Annotated in this window: 11 protein-coding genes; 7 read left to right on the top strand and 4 right to left on the bottom strand. The window is 48.8% G+C overall.

The genetic code is table 11. The features are described from left to right. Positions 1-568: 568 nt before the first annotated feature. Positions 569-970, bottom strand: a complete 402-nt coding sequence (locus tag R3B84_16445) for a hypothetical protein (protein MEZ6142152.1) — start codon at positions 968-970, stop codon at positions 569-571. A gap of 119 nt (positions 971-1,089) precedes the next feature. On the opposite strand from R3B84_16445, the gene R3B84_16440 reads away from it, so the two are divergent. The 3 genes from R3B84_16440 (at position 1,090) to R3B84_16430 (ending at position 5,553) form a co-directional block, all read left to right on the top strand. Further along, on the top strand, positions 1,090-2,463 hold the full coding sequence (locus R3B84_16440; protein MEZ6142151.1) for a response regulator: 1,374 nt from the start codon (positions 1,090-1,092) through the stop codon (positions 2,461-2,463). Positions 2,464-2,602: 139 nt separating this feature from the next. Next, complete coding sequence (locus tag R3B84_16435; GenBank protein MEZ6142150.1) at positions 2,603-3,289, top strand: hypothetical protein; 687 nt, start codon at positions 2,603-2,605, stop codon at positions 3,287-3,289. 179 nt (positions 3,290-3,468) lie between these two features. Beyond that, positions 3,469-5,553, top strand: a complete 2,085-nt coding sequence (locus R3B84_16430; GenBank protein MEZ6142149.1) for a YgiQ family radical SAM protein — start codon at positions 3,469-3,471, stop codon at positions 5,551-5,553. 122 nt (positions 5,554-5,675) lie between these two features. On the opposite strand, the gene R3B84_16425 is transcribed toward R3B84_16430, so the two are convergent. The 3 genes from R3B84_16425 to R3B84_16415 all read right to left on the bottom strand — a co-directional run bounded on the left by R3B84_16425 (position 5,676) and on the right by R3B84_16415 (position 10,651). Continuing rightward, on the bottom strand, positions 5,676-7,856 hold the full coding sequence (locus R3B84_16425; GenBank protein MEZ6142148.1) for a hypothetical protein: 2,181 nt from the start codon (positions 7,854-7,856) through the stop codon (positions 5,676-5,678). 3 nt (positions 7,857-7,859) lie between these two features. Continuing rightward, positions 7,860-9,032, bottom strand: coding sequence for an SIR2 family protein (locus R3B84_16420; protein ID MEZ6142147.1), 1,173 nt, complete (start codon positions 9,030-9,032; stop codon positions 7,860-7,862). 308 nt (positions 9,033-9,340) lie between these two features. Then, positions 9,341-10,651, bottom strand: coding sequence for a PQQ-binding-like beta-propeller repeat protein (locus tag R3B84_16415; GenBank protein ID MEZ6142146.1), 1,311 nt, complete (start codon positions 10,649-10,651; stop codon positions 9,341-9,343). Between the two features lie 204 nt (positions 10,652-10,855). Between R3B84_16415 and R3B84_16410 the strand changes: the two genes are divergently transcribed. From R3B84_16410 to R3B84_16395, 4 genes are all read left to right on the top strand, one after another. After that, the gene (locus R3B84_16410) at positions 10,856-13,198 is read left to right on the top strand and encodes a serine/threonine-protein kinase (GenBank protein ID MEZ6142145.1); all 2,343 of its coding nucleotides are present in this window, start codon (positions 10,856-10,858) and stop codon (positions 13,196-13,198) included. Between the two features lie 313 nt (positions 13,199-13,511). Further along, entirely contained in the window at positions 13,512-14,150 is a 639-nt protein-coding gene (locus tag R3B84_16405) for a hypothetical protein (protein MEZ6142144.1), read from the top strand. 196 nt (positions 14,151-14,346) lie between these two features. After that, a complete protein-coding gene (gene mqnE, locus R3B84_16400) occupies positions 14,347-15,474 on the top strand; it encodes an aminofutalosine synthase MqnE (GenBank protein MEZ6142143.1) in 1,128 nt (375 codons plus the stop codon). A 219-nt stretch (positions 15,475-15,693) separates the two neighbouring features. Continuing rightward, positions 15,694-16,008: a hypothetical protein gene (locus tag R3B84_16395; GenBank protein ID MEZ6142142.1), complete on the top strand. Its 315-nt coding sequence runs from the start codon at positions 15,694-15,696 to the stop codon at positions 16,006-16,008. Positions 16,009-16,204 lie beyond the last annotated feature (196 nt).

Here is a 16,204-nt window from a genome sequence, read left to right as displayed (position 1 = left end):
TGAGTGAGCTTGACGAAAACCATGATGAAGAGTACAAAGTGGATGAAATTTCTGAAAAATATGTTCTCCCAGCATTAACACCAGCTGGGATTAAGAGTGATTTGTTGAAAGATACTCGGCACACATGTGATGCAGGCTGAGTAGGTGCGATTTGAACACAAATGAGTGAAACTACTGTTTATTGTGTAGCTTACGAACAAGATAATCTCTTAAGTCCAAGATAGAAATAAATATTTACACTTACAACATCTCAAATTATGCACATAAATCACTTTACTCAATCTATTATTTTATCATCATTCTTTTTCTTAGTTTCCAGCTGTAATCACACTCTGCAAAAGCTCGATTCGAATCCGATTCAAACAAAGTGCAATGATAGAGGTCTCATAGGTGAAAAATCATGCTACGGCAGAGAAATTATCATAGATGGCAAATATTATTATCTCGAATCAACAGATCATTTCAAACATTTGGAAGGAGCTCTAATTGATTTTTCTGGCACAGTTAAGTCTGTAACATATTCAGGTGGCTTTGAGATAGGCTCAGCTGTTCCTGATGGTACAGTAAATTACATTTCAATTGACAAATGGCAACTTGCCAAATGAACTACAGTCAGTTTGTTAACTACTACGTCAAATGCATGTAACTGGTCATCCATGAAACACCAGTCTTGGTAAGGCCAGTTGATTCTCGCTGCACACGAACAAGGTTGGGGAATGCTGCTTCCAGTTTCTGCACTTATTCCCGCATGCGCGGGAATGACGATTGTCTTCAGAATCTCTTTGCGTTTTCGCGGCTTTGCGTGCGGCATCAAAAAGAAATTCCCTTGCCAGGGTTGCGGGCGATGAAGGCAAAAATCAACCGCTGCTGCTAATGCCGTTAGGCCACAAGACCTGTGTCCGCTGACATCAATGTGGGCGTTTTGGGCGATTTTCCTTTCACTCCCGCCTGAAATTTCAGGTGGAAGCATAATTGTTTTTCTAGTCCATCGCAATTATTGCACTCAGAACGTAATTTCATCACCCCACGAATTTATGATCTATGTTTGCTGTGGACGAAAATTGATTTCTGGGACACTCAGGGCATCCCATGCACGCGGACACAACCACCGATCGAATTAATGCAGCCATTACCCTTGCGAAAGCGGGCAATCGCGAAGAAGCAATGCGGTTGTTCCGTGGGTTGGCGACCGAATTCCCACAACTGGATACCGTGTGGGTGTGGTGCGCCACCCTGACGGGTGATAATGCCGAAGCGGTCGAATACCTCGAGCGTGCTTTTCAGGTTACTACCAGCAAAGAAAAGGTTTCCGAACGGCTGATCCGCGCCTTAATCAGTTCTGGCACCCACTACGCCAAAATAAAGGATGTGGAAAAAGCCCGCCGCGACTTTTTTCGCGTCATTGATCTCAATTCTCAGAACGAAATTGCCTGGCTCTGGCTGGCAGAATTGGCACCCGATCCACATACAGCCACGGTCTACCTGGAACAGGTACTGAAGATCAATCCCAACAATCGCCAGGCCCAGATGGTGCTGGCCACCGTCAAGGAACGTGGCAAGACGGTACGGAAAACGCGTTGCCCATTCTGCAGTGCCGAAATTCATACCACCGATACCCAATGTGGGGGATGCCGATCGATTCTGCACCTGTCCCGTATTACGGAAGCGATCAATAACAGTAACTCGAACCAGCAGCTACTGCGTACCAGTATTTCCCGCCTGCACCAGCAGCATGAAGCCAAGCCAACCTTTACCACGGCTTATTTTCTTGGGATGGCACTGGCGAATCTGGGCGAATTTTCCGATGCCTTGTATTATTTTGATGCTGCCCGAAGTTATCAGCCGGACAATGCCGCCTTTGCGGAGCAGCTTCGCACGGCCAGAATGTACGAGCAGCACCTGAAGCGAACTGATAAGCCCCTGGATCAGGACGAAGATTCTATTTTTCAGGAAGGGCCCAGCAGCAGTGGCTCACTGATGATCGATCCTGAAGAATTGCCGGCGATCCCTGTCTGGATTCCGCCAAAAGGCAGGCCATACACATTACTCGTGGAACATAGCCCCACCTTCCGTGCGTTAATTCTGAAAACGTTACTGGAACAGGAACGCCACGTGGGGGAACTTTCTGATGGCAACATGATCGGCGAATTCATTGCCCAGCATGGTGCACCAGAATTGTTGTTGCTGGATGCCGACTATTCCAAGGTGGATGCCAACGAAACCACCACGAGCCTGCTGTCGCAACCACAACTGGCAGAACTTCCGGTGATTATTATGTCGTCAGAAGAAGGTTTCGTGTATAGCATGAAATCCCGCATGGCTGGGGCACGGGAACATCTCAGTAAACCCTTTATTGAAGCAGAGTTAGTGCGGGCAATTCGCCTGGCCTGTCAGCCAATTCGTAAGCACGATTATGAGCTGGAAGCCCCACCGACGGCCATGCCGATTTCGGTATCGCAATAAGCGTTCATTTTTCTGCCCCGATCCGAATTTTTGTGCTAGGCTTGCGTGGATGTTGCGGACTTGATGGAAAACGACACGAGGTTCCCGAACCAACAGCTCCCACCTTTCCTTTATCGTGGTAGCGATGACGAGGCGTGCGATGATGAACTTGCAAAACCCTGCCGAAACCGCCAACCCAATCGGTGCAGTGGAAATTACTATTGATCAACCAGTAGCAGGGAGTGATTTACCACTTGTTTACGGCCTGGCTGCCAAGGTGCTGTTGCCCCGTCCCGCGTTTGGCTTCAAAGTGGATCACGATATTCCCGATGGTGTCACCCTGATTGATACCAAGCCCAGCGCCACCTGCCTGGGTGGGCACATCATGTGGAATCTGGGCCGGGTTGATCCTGGACAGGAAATTCGCCTGCAGGTAATTGTGGCACCAGAACCAGATCGCGTGATTTCACCGCAGGAACTGGCAACATTCACCGCCACTTACACCCAGAACCTCTATTTTGAAACACCGATCATCAGTTCGCGTCTGAGATTGAAAATTGAGGCCCCGCCTCAAGTCGAAGTGGGCGAAGAGTTTGAATGTCACTTCCACCTGCATAATGGTGGGAACTGGATCTTAAACCATCTGGCACTCGATTTCCAGATTCCGGAAGGTCTGGAAACGGACGCACCCGCAAAGGTGGTAGTGGATGAAATGCTGCCGAAAGAAAATCGGACATACAAAGTAAAACTGTCTGCCAATCAGGCGGGCACATTCCCACTGAGCATTACCGCCCAGGTGGGGGACAAAACCGAACAGGCCACCGCACAGATTATTGTGGGCAACTGATCCACCAGCACTTCATTTCCTTGCAAGTTGATATCCCACATCAAATGATTTGAGTTTCCACCAGCAACTACCGTGGTTCAGAATCGCAAGACCTGCAAGTCACTGCCCGCTATAATAGTCTATTCAGACTACCAACCCAAGTGATCACGGTGCCACGACAGCGGATTGACCTACCATTGATGCAACCTCCTGCCCCTAAGGAGTTTGCGCCGATCAGCCGTGCGGAAATGCTCGCCCGCGGCTGGGATGAAGTCGACGTGGTTTTTGTGACCGGCGATGCCTATATCGACCACCCCAGCTTTGCGATGGCCATTCTGCACCGCGTGCTGGAGCAGGCGGGCTTTCGCGTCGCAATATTGTCCCAGCCCGACTGGAAAACTGTCGAACCGTGGCGGCAGTTTGGCAAGCCCCGCCTGTTTTACGCAGTCAGTGCGGGAAACATGGATTCCCTGATCAACCACTACACCGCCAACAAAAAGGTCCGCAACGACGATGCCTATTCCCCAGGTGGGAAGATTGGCCTGCGGCCCGATCGGGCCACGCTGCCCTATTGCCAGCGGTGCCGCGAAGCGTTTCCCGGTGTACCCGTCATTGCAGGTGGGGTGGAAGCCAGCCTGCGACGTCTCGCCCACTACGACTACTGGAGCGACACCGTTCGACGGTCGATTCTGCTCGACAGCAAGGCCGATCTGCTGGTTTATGGCATGGGCGAAAAAAATATTGTCGAAATTGCCCACAGGCTGGCTGCTGGGGAAACCATTCGCCAGATTCGCAATCTGCGTGGCACCGCCTACGTGCTGGGTGCGAAGGAATCCCACGAAGACTGGGACGAACTGAAGGCCAGTTTGCCCACCGTGAACGCACCTCCGGATAGCCACAAAACCACCCCACCGTGGCAACCGAAATTTGAGTTGATCCCCAGCTTTGAAGCGGTGAAAAGCGACAAAATGGCCTTTGTCCGCTCGAATCACCTGATTCACTTGAATACCAACCCGTTCAATGCTGCAACGCTTGTACAAATGCACGATCGTCAGGCAGTGGTGGCGAATCCGCCCGATTTCCCACTGACGACAGAAGAAATTGATGCCGTATACGATCTGCCCTACACACGACGGGCCCACCCGAGCTACCGTGAAGCAATTCCCGCCCATGAAATGATTAAGGATTCCGTCACCATTATGCGTGGGTGTTTCGGTGGCTGTACTTTTTGCAGTATTACGGCCCACCAGGGACGTATTATTCAGTCCCGCTCTTCCGAATCGGTGATGCGGGAAGTGCAGCAACTTACTACCCACCAGGACTTTAAGGGAATTATCAGCGATATCGGCGGTGCCACAGCGAACATGTATCAGATGCGTTGCACCCGGCCCGAAGTGGAAGCGAAATGCAAACGACTATCGTGCGTTCATCCCACGATCTGTAAATTGCTGGGCACCGATCACGGCCCGGTGATCCAATTAATGAGAAAAGTGCGACGCTCCCCAGGGATTAAAAAAGTGTTCGTTGCCAGTGGCATCCGGATGGATTTGGCCCAGCTTTCGCCGGAATATGTGCAGGAACTGGCCGCACATCACGTGGGGGGCAGGTTGAAAGTGGCACCGGAGCACACCAGCCCCACCGTACTGCAACTGATGAAAAAGCCCAGCATCGACAACTTTGGCGTCTTCGCCCGACAATTTCAGCAGGCATCGACGGAGGCAGGCAAGCCCAAACAGTACCTGGTGCCCTACTTCATCGCCAGCCACCCGGGCAGCACGGTGGCCGAAATGATCGATCTGGCCGTCTATCTCAAGCGAAACGGCTACCGCCCCGACCAGGTGCAGGACTTCATCCCCGCACCGTTCGATATTGCCACCTGCATGTGGTACACCGGCATCGACCCGATGACCGGCAACGAGGTCGCCATCGCGAAACACTTACGGGACAGGAAGTTACAGCGGGCGTTGATGCAGTTTTTCAAGCCGGAAAACTGGTTCGAGGTGCGGGAAGCCCTGGTGAACGCCGACCGCACCGATTTGATTGGAAATGGCTGCGACGCCCTGATCCCAGCCAACCCACCGAAAGAAGCAATTCTGGCAAAACGCAAAAAGGCGAACCAGGCCCTGAAAGGCGACCACTACCACAGTGTGGGCAATCCAGCCAAGGGTGAACCCGCAGGCGAACGAGGAGCGGAGGGTAAATCTGCTGAACGTTCCGCCCCACCCAAATCACGAGGCTACCGCCCAAAACGAAAAACCCAGCAACGCCGCCAGGGTAAGAAGTAAGGAATAACGTGTTGATTTCTCAGCACAGTGGAAAGCGACATGATTCGATTGTAAATGCAACAGGTTACCGTGCTTTCAAAGAAATTAGCATGCGAAAGTGTGCTGACAACTAGAATTAATGGTTATTCCTGAAATACGGATCGAACTAGATAGGATGTGTCGCATTTCAAAGCTGTTTCAATAGTACGTAGCTGCTCTTGAAATTGAGAAGGACATCTTTGTTTCAAATTTCTCAATGCATGAGCGGCATGTCTTCTTAGCGACGGAGCACCAGTTTGTTGCGCAAGACTTACTGCCATCAGAAAAATCTGCCAGTGGTTCAAGCTTAACTTCCATTCAATTTGGTCAGATATTGCGCCAAATGCGTAACTAGCTGCATTGTCATCGGGGTCCCGAAGACCCACAAGAAGTCCTAAAATAATGCCATCAGATGGTTTGCGAAGGCTTCTGGTAGCAGTATAAGCAGCACTTCGGATCCTAGGATTAGCATCGCAAATTGCATTCTGAATAATTAGTGAAATAGCAACAGGGAACGTTTTCATAGTGCTTGCAATTGAAGCAATCGCTACAATTGCTACTGCCTTAACATTGACCGGATCTCCAGTATCGAATCTGAATGGCTCGCGCGATTCATTAGATTGGTTTGATGTATGGAAATGGTTTGATTCTGAATCGCTGCAAGATACAATTTGTCGAAGAGTTGTTAAAGTTCGTTTTCTGAGCTCCCCAAACATAACATCTTTGAACTGAACTAACACTACAAGCAGAGATTCTCGGTTCAAGTATAAATTCTCTTGATCAATTGCCAATCTCATAATTGCATCCACAAGATTGCACAATGCCTCCGGCGAGAGCTTGTGTCGATGTTTTGCGACAGCAAAAAGACCAATCGTTCCGGTAGCGTGGACATACAATGTACCATCTGACTTGTTTTTAAAGTGTTGGTATAGACACTCCTGCACTGGTTCTGGCTGCGAACCATAAGGCACAAATTGAACTTGCCTATGCAAATTCTCTATGACACCAATCGATAGCTGATGTATCTGTTGCGCATCGATAACATCTTCCTTGTCAAAATTCTGCGCAACTTGAACTAGAGCAATGTGTATCGGTTTCCCTTCTGGGAACAAGGATGCTGATATGAAATTGCGTATGCGATCGTTTGCAAAATATGCTAATTTACTTAGCAAATCGACTGCTGTAGGAAGATCGTGATTATTAGAACGCGAACATAGCAATTCAACTACTTGCTCAGCCAACAATTGAATTTCTTCGTAATTCGCAACTGAGATTAATTGAGTTAGAGCAGAAAGTATCTCTCTTCTCTCAGGACAAAAGCATCCCTCTGGAATAACCTCTCTAAACGCAGTATGAGCTAAAGCAATACTGATTGCATTGCTAGCAAGAATACTAGGTAATCGATGCCCAATTGCGGAAATCGATTTCCAGATATCTGAAATGTAATCAGAATGAATTTCTGATTCTCTTTCTTGTTTTGCACGCGAAATAATCCATTGACCTACAACTGGGATTATATCATCAGGTATTTCGTCTGCAATCATTTCAACTATCTTGCATGCAAAACGAAAATGCTTTCGAAGATTAGCAGTGTTAATAAGTCGCTGAACGACCCCTCTGATAATGTCGCTTGATCTGACAGCAATTGCACCTGCTAAAATTTCATTACAAAGCTTATCATCACGCGACAATAATGCATGATGAACTGCATCATTCAAATTTCTCTGCGTTAAACATATTTTCGACAGTAGCCTACTGCAAAGTCGTTGTTCGCTCCAGCACCCTTGAAGGAAAGCCCGCCGGTAATTCTGCCAGATTACCCCGAGATATTCAGAATGCCTACCGAAATCAAGATTATAATTGGCCTGAAATAACCTTTGATAATCCAAAGAGTTGAAATCGATCAGTCGCTTTTGATCAATAACATTGTATCTTAGGTTAACAAGCTCACTATTGAGCTTTAATGAGCTCAAATTAAATTCGACTACAAGGCGAATTTCTGGAGCAAGTTTACCCATTAAGGGGATAACACTATTCTTAATACAATCGATTGCCTCTTGTTCTTGATAATTTAAATCATACAATTCAGCTTCTAGCATACACAACGCTACACGACTAACGCTGCAAGACATGTGTATTTCATGCAAGCGTGCTATGTTTGCAAGTGATTTAGCAAGATCTCCTTTCATAGCGTGCAATCTTAGCTCAATCATTTGTAATCGAAGTTTCGAATCAACTTGCTCCAACAAGTGTTTTTCTGAATGTGATTGTTCCTGATTGGTCATCTGCTAGTATCCATTGAGGAAATCACCTTGTAAGAAAGTAATTTCTGCTCTTTCAGCTTGTAATCGTTCATTTTCATCACCATCAGTGGCTTCAAGTGCGATATCAATTTGTATAAGAGTTTCACTATATGCACACAATGCGTCTAAGCAACGTATAGATAGATCGGCCAATTTTGAAAAATACTTTCCAGGGAGTATTGATCCCTTAAACACACTTCTGATTTCTTCAATTATTGTATATGTCAACCTTGGCTCAATGTTTAGCAAAGACTCAGCTGAAAATAACGCAAACTCCAAGTAATCATTATTTAGCAATGTTTTTTTATATTTATTTAGTCGGCTATGAAAATCCAAAGCTGCACGCAATTTCCCTCCTGCATCCATCAACGATTTTGCTAGCTGCATTGATTCGCTTAGCAAAGCTCTTGACCCTTGTATACCTAGTTTATTTTCTAATAGTGGCCACATTGTCTCGTAGCTTAATTGTACATCATTTAATCTTGCTAGTGGGTCAACCACTATTTTTTTTCGAACATTGCTACCAAGTTGCGTCAAAAAACTTGCAAGTTCAGAATGTGTGCTTCCATAAGATACTGCCTTGACTGGGATTCCACGCAATCTTTGTTGCCAAATTGTCAATTCGCTTTCTTTGACTAGTACATAATGCTGGTGTGAGCATTGCTCTAGAGCATCTTGTGCCCAATCAAATAATGATCCGAAATTTGGATCACTTAAGCCGTCGATTCCGCACCCCACAAAAATTACAGTCTTGAATAGCAAGGTTGCACGTAGCTTCTCTTGAAAATGTACATCATTGCATATTTGGCTGTAACTGCTAGCGCCAAGTATAACTGTTTCAGGCGTCTTATAATGGCCGTGAAGATGAAGAATTGCTCGCGATCGATTTCTGAGAAATTCAGTTGCACTCGCCACATCTTTCCATGTTATGGCGTGTAAATTCAGTGCTTTTTCTATTACTCCGTCATAATTCGTTGTAGCAATATTTATATCAAGATTTGCTAACGAGTTTATAACGCTATTGTCTACATTATTGACTGTATCAAATACCTCTACAAGCCATTTGCCAAAAATACCACTGCGGTCGTTGGTCAGCTCTCTAGTGATGAATTCTCCAACACCTATCAGATCTCCACTTAGAGATTTCCTGTTTTTCAAGATCTTTTCTTGTGGGCTAATCCGACTTTTATCTGTACTGCAATAATCCTTACAGTACCTAAGACCATGTTCTAATAAGCCTTTCCATGTGGCGTTTTTGTTGTTGTCACATGTCGCGAGGGTGACTCCAATTCCCGCAATCACAATCATGTTGTGGTGCGAGTGCTCAAGGTCTCGTTCGAGCAATTCTTGTGGCGTTGACAATGTTACAAGACCTATGTTAGTTGCTATGCTGTAATTGGCCTGTTATTGTGTTTCTTCTAAGCTACCTAATAATCACTACGCTTTTCTGATACATATACATTTGCCTACTTCGATAGGTCGATGCAGATCAGTTCATTGTCGTTGCGGATGTAGGCGTGTTTGTTGGCGTAGGCGGGCATGCACCAGATCACGTCGCGGCCGAACGCAACGTTGGTTTGCTTGATTACATTGGCGCGGGAGATTTCCGTGTAACCTTCCTTCGAAAGTTTGCCAATTACCAGGTCGCCACGTTCGGTGAAGAACCAGAAACGATCGGTGCCAGCCTGTTTTACAATAAAGGCGGTTTCCGAACCGGCGGCACGATCACCCCCGACGATTTCGGTGGTTTCCCACAGTCGCTTGCCCGATGGGATTTCTATTGCATATGCTCGGCCGTTCTGGTCGAATCCGTAGATGATGCCGTTTTCTTCGAACGGCTGCACGTTCACTGGCGAAATGCCGATGCGTGGCTTGTCCTGCCAGAGCACTTCGACACCCGGCTTATTCTGGGTCAGTTTCAGCATCAGATTCTTGTTGCTGTAGCCTGCCACGTAGAGGTAATCCTTGTAAACGATGGGGCTCATGATGATCGAACCGTTGCTGGCACTGTATGGGGTGGTCCAGAGTCGTTTGCCGGTTTCGGGGTCGACTGCGGTGACCGCATCAGGCCGCAGCAACAGCAATTGACGCACGCCAGCCGCCTCAATGATCGTGGGTGGGGAGTACCCCTGTTCCGGCGAGGTTTCTGCTTTCCACAGTTCTTTGCCGGTTTCCTTGTCAAAAGCCACCACGTGGCTGCCCGCACCACCTGCCAAAGTGATTAATTTTTTCCCATCAATCAGTGGGTGGGCGGCATAACCCCACAGGGCGGACTTGGTGTTGTATTCTTTCTTTAAGTCCTTTTCCCATAAGACTTTACCATCAGCAACCTGAAAACAGAACAGGTTTCCTTCCGCACCGAGGGTGTACACTTTATCCCCATCTACCGTGGGGGTGCAGCGTGGGCCTGCCGGATAGGAAATCGCATATTTCACCGGATAACTGTGCTGCCACAGTTGCTTGCCGGTTTTTTCGTCGATGCACAGCACCCGCTCGATGCCGGAATATTCTTTGCGGGCGAAATTATCTACTTTTACATTGTCTTTGGTGACATAATCGGTCACGAAAACCTTGCCACTGGCCACTGCGGGGCCAGCGTAACCACCGGCAACCTCGGCACGCCACAGAATTTTGGGGCCACCTTTCGGAAAACTTTCCAGAATGCCGGTTTCCCGCCAGACGTTATCCCGTTTTGGTCCCATCCAGTGGGGCCAGTCATCCGCACGCACGTGGGAAGAAAAGGTAGTACCAAGTAATACCAGTAATAGTGCTCGCATCGTCTTTATCCTCAAACGTTACCACTGTCATGATAGGCAAAATCCGCCGCACCGACTTGCGAGGGGATGTTGCAGCGAAACAAGGTGGAACAGAGGAAAAATCAGAAGTGGATTTCATTCCCAATGACACAAACTATACTAGACTAGGGTATACAACTACTGAATCCAGTGGTTTGGGACTCGCACGCAGTCAGGATGGTGTGGATGCCGGTTCAGTCGGTGGCTGATTTCTGTGATGCACTGTACGAAATCGGTTTGCTGCAGCAGTCCGACGTCGAAAATGCCCTTGCGCAGGCCCCGCAGCCACCTGCAGATCCGCAGGAATTCGCCAAGCAGCTCATCCGCCTCAAACTCATCACAATCTATCAGGCGAAAAAACTGCTGGCCGGACGTGGGGCGGATCTGGTGATCGGTGGCTATCTCATCTCCGACAAACTGGGCGAAGGCGGGATGGGGAAGGTGTTTAAGGCCACCCAACGGAACATGGGCCGCGTGGTGGCGCTGAAAGTACTACGCACCACCCTGCTGAACAACGACACGGCTTTACGTCGCTTCAGGCGGGAAGTGAAGGCGGCAGCACAGCTTGCCCACCCGAACATTGTGCGGGTATTTGACGCCGACGAGGTGGATGATAGGTTGTATCTGGCGATGGAATACATCGATGGCACCGATCTGTCTGTGATGGTGAAAAACCATGGTCCGCTGCCGATTACCACGGCGTGTTCCTACATTCGTCAGGCGGCACTGGGGCTGGCCCACGCCCACGAGATTGGGTTGATTCACCGCGATGTCAAGCCATCAAACTTTCTGGTGGCCAGTGGGGAACAACGCCGTTACGGCCCACGCAGCGTGGTGAAACTGCTCGACCTGGGGCTGGCACGGGTGCAGCACAATGAAGATAATCCGGACGATGTCAGCACCGAATTGACCCGCATGGGAACGGTGGTGGGGACACCAGATTACATGTCGCCGGAGCAGGCAAAAAATTCCAGCACCGTCGATTCGCGTTCCGACTTATACAGCCTGGGTTGTACTTTTTATTACCTGCTGACTGGCGAAGTGGTTTTTCCACGTGGGAATGCGATGGAAAAACTGCTGCAGCACCAGATGGATGCCCCACGAAATATTCAGTTGCTGCGGATGGATACCCCATCGGAAGTAGCAACAATTCTCCATTGTCTGTTGGAAAAGCGGCCAGACGATCGTTTTGCGACAGCGACCGCACTGGCGAATGCGTTAGAAAAGTGGGCGGATGTGCGTGGCAGCGTGAACGATTCGGCACCTTCACCAGCCTACGAGCCACTGCCCAGCGATTACGTGGAAGAAACCACCACGGCTGCGATGCAGTCTGCCACGCCGACACGTGGATCGCCGTTTGAGTTTAACGATGACAGCCCCACCGAAGTCAACACGAAAACGACCAGGAAAAGCCCACCACCGGTGCCTTCGGCGAAACGAAACGGTCCCCCACCGTTGCCGAGTGCCAAACCACGCTGGCGGTGGGTGAAAAGAATTGGCATTGGCCTGGGGGTGCTGCTCGGTCTGTTGATCATTCTGGGCATTCTGAATGACCATGTGTTCAAGAAATCAGACCCACCGGTGGTAGAAAACCCACCCACGCAGAATTCTCCCACCAGTTCGGGAAGTGGCAGCCCCACGCCCGTCCCGGTAGACCCCACAGTCGATCGTTATTTTCGCTATTTATTGCCCGACACCCAGTTTCTGGTGGTTCTCGATTGGGGAGAATTGTTCCGCCAGCGAATATCGCAGGAATCGATTGTTCAGCCACTGACAGAGAAATTAAAGATCCTAAAGGTGTTTGGCATTGAAGATCTATCTGAAATGGACAAAGTGGTCATCTCGAGTGCAGAAGAACTGGAAGAGACCAGCATGGTCCACATCCAGATGACCTCCAATTTCAGCAGCACGATGCTGGAAAATCTCGCAAAACTGCCCACCATTGTGAAGGAAGATATTCCGGACAGCGAGTTTTCACTTTATTTCAGTGTTCCCAAAGAAGATGAGCCGATTACCTACCTGGCAATCAATGGACGAAATCTCTTCATCAGCAAAAACCGTGAACGCCTGATGCGGGCTGTGAATCAAACAGCGGAACGAATTGTCCGACTGGATAACCCTGAATTTCGCCGGATCAGCCTGAACCGCCTGTGGGGGCTGAAAAATAACCCTGCCATCCTGATTTCGATCAGTGGCAAAGCCAATCTGGGAGAGTTACAACTCAGTAAGTTCGATCTGTCGCACTGCACAATCGCCTTTCAATTTTCAAACCGGAATATGGCAGTGCAGGCCGCCGCACCGTTGAATCAAATGCCACAACTTGAAGACACGAGAAAAAAACTAATCTCTGTATTTGAAGAAACGGCAAAAAAACTCCCACGCGAAAAAAAACAGTTTGCCGAGCAAATGGCAGTCCTGCTGGGTGCGTTGTCGCCAGATAGAAAAAAATTAGCCATCCCCGCGTTACGTGGGAGTTTGACTGAAGCCGAAACGAAACAATTCTGGGAAGCGTTTCTCGCACTTGATTAAGAAGCTCATTGTTAGATTAATACTTAAACCAAAATCAGTTTGAACTTCGGTGTTTCTGGTATTTTTCAATCCAACCGCGGCTAACTCCGTCGGCTCACAAACCCAACCGACGGTTGTGTCTACAACCGTCATTCCCGCGAAGGCGGGAATCCAGTACTAACTTGAGTTGGCAACTCAACATCATGTTTTTGTGAGCCGCGGTTCGCATGATAGACGTTAAAACACCGATTTTCACATGAAATTGGGTTTAGAGTGTGCAAAAACAGATTTTTCGCGATGTACAATAATCTCAGCTCATTCGAAGAGGAATACTATGCGAAATCTGATCATGATCGCTACGGTTTGTGGTCTCACGTGTACCAGTTCTGCGGTCGCAGATACGTACTCGTATTACTACTACTCTTTAGAGTGGGTCGTTGATGCCAGCGATTCGATTGTTGAAGCAACTGTTGTACCCGGCAAGTACAAGGGAAATCCAATCTTTTCGACGGCTACGGTGAAAAGTGTGGATCGAGTATTGAAATCAATTAACAAAGCAGGGCCAGTTAAAGATGAGGTACTTGCCACTCACGTGGCTGGGGTCAAAGAAAATGGTGCACATCAGGTTTTGTTATTTACACGCCCCGATCCGAAAAACCCAGGGAAAAGAGAAGTCGTCTATTGCATCTATCTGAACAAAGTGGTAAATCCCGATCATCAGAAATTCGACCCCTTCCTGTTTCTGCCCTGCCATACTTCATCATGGCAGCGACTGGAGTTTAGCTCCTGGTATTGCCTGGCTGCTGATGCGAAAGGCAAGACATACACCGATCCGAAAACAATAATTGAACTGGTTGAAAAACGGATCAAGCAGGATCCAAAACGACTCATTTCCAAAGGCAACTATCTGAAGTATCTCCCGAAGGGGGAGGACACAGACGACCACAATCTACTGGTGCCTCAGGAAAAGTAATCGGCGGGTTTGGCCTGCCCCCATCCAAATGGGCTAAAAAGCCATCAACGCCAGAGATTATGAGTTATTTTTCATCTTCTACACCGCATTTTGGTTATTGTTTGTTGCATTCAACGGTTACCTAAGTAGAAATACAGTTTGTTGTAATTGACAAAAGGTGGGGCAAAATCCACCACGCAGATATCGGGATTCGACCATGACTATTGCTTCCACAATTCGCGACAAAGTACTTGCGGCAGAACGACTTACGTTCGATGAAGGGGTCTGGCTGGATGAAAACGCCGACCTGCACTATCTGGGCGAACTGGCAAACGTGGTGCGAGAGCGAAAAAATGGCAATCGCACCTATTACAATGTCAACGAGCACCTGAATCCCACCAATGTGTGCGTCTACCGCTGCACCTTCTGTGCGTTCCGGGCCGATTTGAAAGACCCCAAAGGCTATGTAATGCCCGACGAGCAGATTATTGCCCGTGGGCGGGAAGCTACGGATCGTGGCTGCACCGAACTGCATATTGTTGGGGGGCTGCACCACCAATTGCCCTACGAATGGTACCTGAACATCATCCGAATTCTGCACCAGCAGTTTCCAGACCTGCACCTGAAGGCCTGGACCGCTGTGGAGTGGGACTGGTTTGAACGAATGACGGGCCGGCCTTCACTGGAATTATTAAAAGAAATGAAAGAAGCCGGCCTGGGCAGCCTGCCGGGTGGGGGTGCAGAAATCTTTCACCCGGAAGTTCGCTCGAAAATCTGTGAACACAAGGCGGATGGTACCGAGTGGATTCGGGTCCACCGCGAGGCACACTCGATTGGCCTAAGATCCAACGCCACAATGCTTTACGGCCATATTGAAGAGGCACGCCATCGGATTGACCACCTGGTTCGACTGCGGGAACTGCAGGATGAAACCGGCGGCTTCCAGACATTTATTCCGTTGGCTTTTCACCCGGATAATACCCGCCTGAGCCATATTCCTAAACCCTCTGGGCTGATGGACTTACGCACCATGGCAATCAGTCGCCTGATGCTGGACAACTTCCCCCACATTAAGGCATATTGGGTGATGCTGGGTATCCAGACTGCCCAGGTTGCCCAAAGTTACGGCGCAGACGACCTCGATGGCACCGTGGTGCACGAAAAAATCTACCACGAAGCGGGCAGCGACTCCCCACAGGAGATGACGGTGGAAGACCTGAAACGCTTAATCGTGGAAGCAGGCCGCGTGCCAGTAGAACGTGATACGCTGTACCACGAAGTGATTCGCAGTGAAAAAGAAACGAATTGGAAGAAGGGCCTGCCACTGATGGTACTGAATAACTAAGTTACCAGCTTGTGGAATGTGCCAGGGCGATGAAGCGATGAAAGCCCTTGGCGGGTACCCGTATAAGCCACTTTGTTTCTGGTTTGTGAGCCTACAACCGTTATTCCTTTTTTACCTTCATACGGTTGTACCAACAAGCGTCATTCCCACACGGGATTCCATTGCAGAAACTCGAAGTGCACCCAATAGATTTACACTTACCATACCTCGTTATCCGCTATGGCCATTTCAGACATCGACAAAGTTTTACGTAATTGGATCGATCAAGCGATCTCCCCCCTCGGCTCGCTCCCGCCAGGCACTGAACCAGCACAATGGGTGGCCGAGCATTTCGTTGCGTGGTGGCGTGATCGCGTGGAAGATGACCTCTGCCGTGCAGAGTACGCTTCACAGTGTCTCCGTGACGAACTCTCTCGATTAAACGACGCCGAACGCCTCGATGAAGCATTTCACGAATTATCCCATATCCAAGACGCGCTTTCCGATCTGCGGGCAAGTCTTGGGATGAGCGACCTCGACGACTCGGGCAAATAACATCACCGCTGAAGTTGCTTGCAACGCTTACGATAGTGACTAGCGTTACTGCAAGTCGATTGTAGAACCGCCCAGATTGCTACAGTCACTTATCGTAAGACCTTCAAGCCATGCTTTTGCAATTGCTGTAACCGTTCGAACATTTGGCGCACAAAAATGGGCAACTGAATTATCACAAGAAATCCAACCTCTAAAT

It is taken from the genome of Zavarzinella sp., assembly GCA_041399155.1.
GTDB lineage: Bacteria > Planctomycetota > Planctomycetia > Gemmatales > Gemmataceae > JAWKTI01.
The sequence above is the reverse complement of the archived record's forward strand: the minus strand, read 5'-3'. Positions and strand labels throughout refer to the sequence as shown.

Bases quoted from the DNA above. Each gene is read 5' to 3' on its own strand.
- R3B84_16405 (MEZ6142144.1), top strand. From the start codon at position 13,512: ATGCGAAATCTGATCATGATCGCTACGGTTTGTGGTCTCACGTGTACC.
- R3B84_16445 (MEZ6142152.1), bottom strand. From the start codon at position 970: ATGCTTCCACCTGAAATTTCAGGCGGGAGTGAAAGGAAAATCGCCCAA.
- R3B84_16435 (MEZ6142150.1), top strand. From the start codon at position 2,603: ATGATGAACTTGCAAAACCCTGCCGAAACCGCCAACCCAATCGGTGCA.
- R3B84_16415 (MEZ6142146.1), bottom strand. From the start codon at position 10,651: ATGCGAGCACTATTACTGGTATTACTTGGTACTACCTTTTCTTCCCAC.
- R3B84_16410 (MEZ6142145.1), top strand. From the start codon at position 10,856: ATGCCGGTTCAGTCGGTGGCTGATTTCTGTGATGCACTGTACGAAATC.
- R3B84_16440 (MEZ6142151.1), top strand. From the start codon at position 1,090: ATGCACGCGGACACAACCACCGATCGAATTAATGCAGCCATTACCCTT.
- R3B84_16430 (MEZ6142149.1), top strand. From the start codon at position 3,469: ATGCAACCTCCTGCCCCTAAGGAGTTTGCGCCGATCAGCCGTGCGGAA.
- R3B84_16395 (MEZ6142142.1), top strand. From the start codon at position 15,694: ATGGCCATTTCAGACATCGACAAAGTTTTACGTAATTGGATCGATCAA.
- mqnE (MEZ6142143.1), top strand. From the start codon at position 14,347: ATGACTATTGCTTCCACAATTCGCGACAAAGTACTTGCGGCAGAACGA.
- R3B84_16425 (MEZ6142148.1), bottom strand. From the start codon at position 7,856: ATGACCAATCAGGAACAATCACATTCAGAAAAACACTTGTTGGAGCAA.